Origin of the sequence: Trebonia sp., assembly GCF_049794275.1 — a bacterium.
Taxonomy (GTDB): domain Bacteria; phylum Actinomycetota; class Actinomycetes; order Streptosporangiales; family Streptosporangiaceae; genus Trebonia.
Genome location: NZ_JBARCR010000339.1, coordinates 1 through 5,523, shown reverse-complemented (window position 1 = coordinate 5,523; position 5,523 = coordinate 1). Strand labels below are relative to the sequence as shown.

Sequence of the window (5,523 nt, the reverse complement as noted above, 5' to 3'; positions counted from 1 at the left end):
GGCACGGCGGCGCCGTGCCAGAGGGCCGTCAAGGCGGTGGCTACCATCACGCGGACGCCGACGCCGATCGCGCGCTCGTCCACGTCGAAGGACGGCTGGTGCAGGTCGCCATCGGCGCCGCCCGGCGGCCTCGTGCCGAGCCTGGCGAGCGCGCCGGGCACGCAGTCCAGGTAATAGGCGAAGTCCTCGCCGCCGAGGCTCTGCTGGGTCGGCATCACCCCGTCAGGGCCGAGCACGCTCTCCGCCCCCGTCGCGAACATCGCGGCGCTGGCCGGCTCGTTCACCGTCGCGGGCACGTTGCGCTGATAGTTCAGCTCCACCGTCACGCGATAGGCGCCGGCCACCGACTTGACGAGCTCGCCGAACAGGGCCGGCGCCGCCTCCCAGGCCTCGTTGTCCAGGCAGCGGACGGTGCCTTCCGCGATGCCCTCGTCGGGAATCGCGTTCGCGGCCGAGCCCGCGCTTATCCGGCCCCACACCAGGCTGAGGCTGGACCGGGGATCGACCCGCCGGGACAGCATGGCAGGCAGCTCGGTCACGACCTTGCCGAGCGCGTACACCACGTCGGCGGTGAGGTGCGGGCGGGCGGTGTGCCCGCCAGGGCCGTGCACGCGCACCTTGATGTGGTCGCAGGCGGCGGTGATCGCCCCGGACCTGATGCCCAGCTTGCCGACGTCAAGCCGGGGGTCGCAGTGCACCGCGAAGATCCGGCCGACCGACGCCAGGCCGCCCGCGGCGATGACGTCCTTGGCCCCGGTGCTGCCCTCTTCGTCCGGCTGGAAGATCAGCCGGACCGGCCCGGGCAGCAGCCCGGCCCTGGCCTGCTCCGCGAGGAACAGGCCAGCCCCGAGGACCACGGTGGTGTGCACGTCGTGGCCGCACGCGTGGCAGGCGCCGGCGACCGTGGACCGGTACGGGACGTCTTTCTCGTCATCCATCGGCAGGGCATCGAGGTCGGCCCGCAGAGCCACCACCGTACGTTCTGGATAGGACGAATTTTCCGCAGCGGCGATATCGGCGAGCAGCCCGGTGCCCCCGGGAAGCACCACGGGGTCAAGGCCTGCCGCGGCCAGGCGCTCGGCGATGACGCGCGTGGTGCGGTGTTCCGCCCGCCCGGTCTCCGGGTGGGCGTGCAGGTCCCGGCGGAACGCGATCAGCCCCGGCCCGCGGGCCGCGAGAAACTCGTCCAGGCTGCGCCGGACATTACCCTCCATGACCGCCATCCCCGCGAAGGACGAAGCGGTCCTCCGCGAATTCAGTGACGAGCGCGTCAACCACGCTGGTCAAGTCGGCATCAGCGGCGTGCGCGGCCCGCTGCCGTTCGCTCGAGGCGCCGTACTCCAGCACCTCGGACGCGACCGCGAGCTCCTCAACACAGCCGAGCCGCCATGCTACCGGCTCCAGGTCACGGAGTAGCTCAAATACCTCGTCACGGAGCGGTGCGGTCGCGCCAGAAGCGTCGGTGATCACGACGGCGTCCAGTCCGTACCTGGTGGCACGCCACTTGTTGTCCCTGGTCACCCACGACGGCCTGCTCGGCAGCTGATAGCCGCGGTCGAGCTGGGCATCGAAGAGCTGAACGAGGCACTGCACGATCGCGGCGAGCATGCCGACCTCGCGGAACGTCGGAACCGCGTCGGCGATCCTGGTCTCGATCGTGCCGAAGTCCGGGTGCGGCCTGACGTCCCACCACACCTCCTTGATGGTGCGGATAGTGCCCGCGCGGAGCTGGGTGTCCATGTAGTCCTCGAAGCTCTTCCAGTCCGGCAGGCCGGGCGGCGGGCCGGTGTTCGGCAGCGCGCCGAACACGACTGAACGGCACGAGGCGAGGCCGGTGTCGATGCCGGACCAGTACGGGCTCGACGCGGTCAGCCCCAGCAGATGCGGCAGGTAGACGGCGAGCGCGTTGACGATCGGCATCGCCCGGTCGGCGTCCCGCAGCCCGATGTGCACGTGCGTCGCCATCGTCTGGAGCCTGCGGGCGGGCCACTGGATCTGCTCGACGAGCTCGGAGTACCGCTGGCTGGGCGCCATCTTGGCGTCCCGCCAGTCGCTCAACGGGTGCGTGCCGGCGCCGGCCAGCACGATGCCGTGCGGTTCCGCGGTGCGCTGCAGTTCCTTGATCGTCATGGCGAGGTCGGCCTTGGCCTCGGCGACCGTACCGCAGATCCCCGTCACCACCTCGACGGTGGACTGCATCAGCTCGTGGCGCATCTTCGGGTGCTCGCCGCTCTCCTCCAAGCCGCGCAGGCCGGCCAGCACCAGGCCGGCGTCCTGCCGCAGCAGGCGCGTCTGCGCGTCGATGAGCTGCACTTCCCATTCGATGCCGAGCGTCGGGCCTGACGAGGGGGTCCAGGCAATCGCCACGGCAAACCTCCAGGTAGCGTCAAAATTAGAGAGACGCCAGAAAACTGGGCGTCCCCAGTTACGATTTCCCGCCACCCGAAATTGAATCCTCGCTACGGCACGTCCGGCGGCTGGTAGACACCCCACACCGCGCGCAGCGCGTCGCAGACCTCACCCAGGGTGGCATTGGAACGGAGCGCGTCCCTAATCGGCGGCAGGACGTTATCCGGGCCTTCCGCGACCGCCTTGACCGTGTCGAGGTGCTTGGTCACGGCCCGCTGGTCGCGGTCTTCCCGCAGCCGCGCCAGCCTGTCCGCCTGGGCCTGCTCGATCCGCGGATCGACGCGCAGCGGCTCATACGGCTCCTCGTCGTCCGCGGTGAACTTGTTCACCCCGACGATCACCCGGGTGCCCTCGTCGGTCTGTTTCGCCACCTCGTAGGCGGAGCGCTCGATCTCGGACTTCTGGAAGCCCTGCTCGATGGCGGCGAGCGCGCCGCCCATCTCGGCGATCCGCTCCATCAGCTCCGCGGCCGCCGCCTCGATGTCGTCGGTCATCGACTCGACAGCCCACGAGCCGGCGAACGGGTCCACGGTCTTGGTCAGGTCGGTCTCGGCCTGGATCACCTGCTGCGTCCGCAGCGCCAGCCGGGCCGCCTTCTCGCTCGGCAGCGCGATCGCCTCGTCATAGGAGTTCGTGTGCAGCGACTGGGTGCCGCCGAAGACCGCGGCGAGCGCCTGGATCGTCACCCGGGACAGGTTGACTTCCTTCTGCTGCGCGGTGAGCTGCACGCCCGCGGTCTGCGTGTGAAAGCGCAGCATCTGCGACCTGGGGTCCTCGGCCCGGAACTCGTCCTTCATCATCCGTGCCCACATGCGGCGGGCCGCACGGAACTTCGCCACCTCCTCGAGCAGCGTCGTCCTGGCGACGAAGAAGAAGGACAGCCGCGGGGCGAAGTCGTCGACCTTGAGGCCGGCCTGCAGCGCGGCGTTGACGTATTCCCTCGCGTTGGCCAGCGTGAACGCGATCTCCTGCACGGGCGTGGCGCCGGCCTCCGCCATGTGGTAGCCGGAGATGGAGATCGTGTTCCATCTCGGCAGCTCGCTCCGGCAGTAGGCGAACGTGTCGGCCACCAGCCGCAGGCTGGGCCGCGGCGGGTAAATGTAGGTCCCGCGCGCGATGTACTCCTTCAGGATGTCGTTCTGGATGGTGCCGCTGAGCTTCCTGGTATCCGTGCCCTGCTCCTCCGCGGCCGCCTGGTACATCAGCAGCAGCACCGCGGCGGGCGCGTTGATCGTCATCGACGTGGACACCTCGCCGAGCGGAATCCCGTCGAACAAGGTCCGCATGTCCTGCAGGCTGTCGATCGCGACGCCTACCTTGCCGACCTCGCCGTGGCTCACCGCGGCGTCGGAGTCGTATCCCATCTGGGTGGGCAGATCGAAGGCGACCGACAGGCCGGTGGTGCCGTTGTGGATCAGCTGGTGATACCTGCGGTTGGACTCGGCCGCCGTCGAGAAGCCGGCGTACTGGCGGATCGTCCACGGACGTTTCGTGTACATGGCCGGGTAGACGCCGCGGGTGAACGGATACTGGCCTGGCTCGCCTAGCCGGGCGGCCGGGTCGAACCCCGGCCTGGTGTCCTGGTCGTAAACCGGGTCAATGGGCAGGCCAGACTCAGACAGTTCCATGCGCTTCAGGTTACGCCGGGGTAAGCGGGGCCCCGGCCCCCGTCCGGCCGGCGTCAGGCGGCGGGCGGCAGGCCGCAGCGGTCCCGCACCACGGCCATCGTTCCCCCGGCGATCTCGCGGGCCCGGCGGCCGCCGTCGAGCAGCACCGCGTCCAGCGCGGCCGGGTCGCCGAGGATCTTCGCGGTCCGCTCCCTGATCGGGGCGAAGGTGCCCACGACGAGCTCACCGAGGTCCTTCTTGAACTTGCCGTAGCCGGAGTCGCCGTAGGCGGCGGAGATTTCCTCGATCTTCTGACCGGACAGCGCCGAGTAGATGCGCAGCAGGTTGGTGACGCCGGGCTTGGCCACCTCGTCCGCGCGCACCACCGACTCGGCGTCGGTCACGGCGCGGTTGATCTTGCGGCGGATCGCGTCGGGCTCGTCGAGCAGGTCGATGATGCCCTGCGGAGACGAGGACGACTTGCTCATCTTGCTCGCCGGGTCCTGGAGGTCGGTGATCTTCGCCACCGTGGGCAGGATGTACGGCGCGGGCACGGTGAAGGTCTCGCCGAAGCGGTGGTTGAACCGCTGCGCGAGCGTCCTCGACAACTCAAGGTGCTGCCGCTGGTCCTCGCCCACCGGCACCTCGTCGGCCTGGTACAGCAGGATGTCGGCGGCCTGCAGGACCGGGTACGTGAACAGCCCGACGGAAGCCTGGTCGGCGCCGCCGCGCGCGGACTTGTCCTTGAACTGGGTCATCCGGTTCGCCTCGCCGAAGCCGGTGATGCAGCCGAGCACCCAGTTGAGTTCGGCGTGCTCGGGCGCCTGGCTCTGCACGAACAGGATGCACCGCTCCGGGTCCAGGCCCGCGGCGATCAGCTGGGCGGCGGCCACCCGGGTACGGCGGCGCAGCGCGGCCGGGTCGTAAGGGACCGTGATCGCGTGCAGGTCCACCACGCAGTAGATGGCGTCACGGGTCTCCTGCAGGTCCACCCACTGGCGGACGGCGCCGAGGTAGTTGCCCAGGTGGAACGAATCGGCGGTCGGCTGGATGCCGGAGAATACGCGACGTGAACCCATGGGCACGAAGTCTAACGGGGCCTCGTGCCTGGCGGAGTGACGACAACCTCGACCCGCTGGAACTCCTTCAGGTCGGTGTACCCGGCGGTCGCCATCGTGCGGCGGAGCGCTCCCATCAGGTTCATCGAGCCGTCGGGCACGGTGGACGGGCCGTGCAGGATCTGCTCCATGGTGCCGATCGTGCCGACGTTGACGCGGGCGCCGCGCGGCAGCTCCGGGTGGTTGGCCTCGCTCCCCCAGTGGTAGCCGTGGCCGGGCGCCTGCGCGGCCCTGGCCAGCGGCGAGCCGACCATGACGGCGTCGCTGCCCAGCGCGAGGGCCTTGGCGATGTCGCCGCTGAGGGTCATCGAGCCGTCGGCGATCACGTGCACGTACCGTCCGCCGGACTCGTCGAGGTAGTCGCGGCGGGCTGCCGCGACGTCCGCGAC

Annotated in this window: 5 protein-coding genes; all 5 read right to left on the bottom strand. The window is 69.9% G+C overall.

Annotated features, from left to right (window positions below; genetic code table 11):
* Positions 1 to 1,214 (bottom strand): amidohydrolase (locus WA805_RS09335; RefSeq protein WP_425242139.1); only part of this gene is annotated, 1,214 nt, incomplete at its 3' end.
* Complete coding sequence (locus tag WA805_RS09330) at positions 1,204 to 2,367, bottom strand: glutamate--cysteine ligase (RefSeq protein ID WP_422339699.1); 1,164 nt, start codon at positions 2,365 to 2,367, stop codon at positions 1,204 to 1,206. The genes WA805_RS09330 and WA805_RS09335, both read right to left, overlap by 11 nt.
* 92 nt (positions 2,368 to 2,459) lie before the next feature.
* A complete protein-coding gene (locus WA805_RS09325) occupies positions 2,460 to 4,037 on the bottom strand; it encodes an acyl-CoA mutase large subunit family protein (protein WP_422274126.1) in 1,578 nt (525 codons plus the stop codon).
* A 53-nt stretch (positions 4,038 to 4,090) separates the two neighbouring features.
* On the bottom strand, positions 4,091 to 5,095 hold the full coding sequence (trpS, locus tag WA805_RS09320) for a tryptophan--tRNA ligase (protein ID WP_422274124.1): 1,005 nt from the start codon (positions 5,093 to 5,095) through the stop codon (positions 4,091 to 4,093).
* Between the two features lie 11 nt (positions 5,096 to 5,106).
* Positions 5,107 to 5,523, bottom strand: a 417-nt coding sequence (locus tag WA805_RS09315) for an IMP dehydrogenase (protein ID WP_425238747.1), incomplete at its 5' end; no start/stop codon positions are given.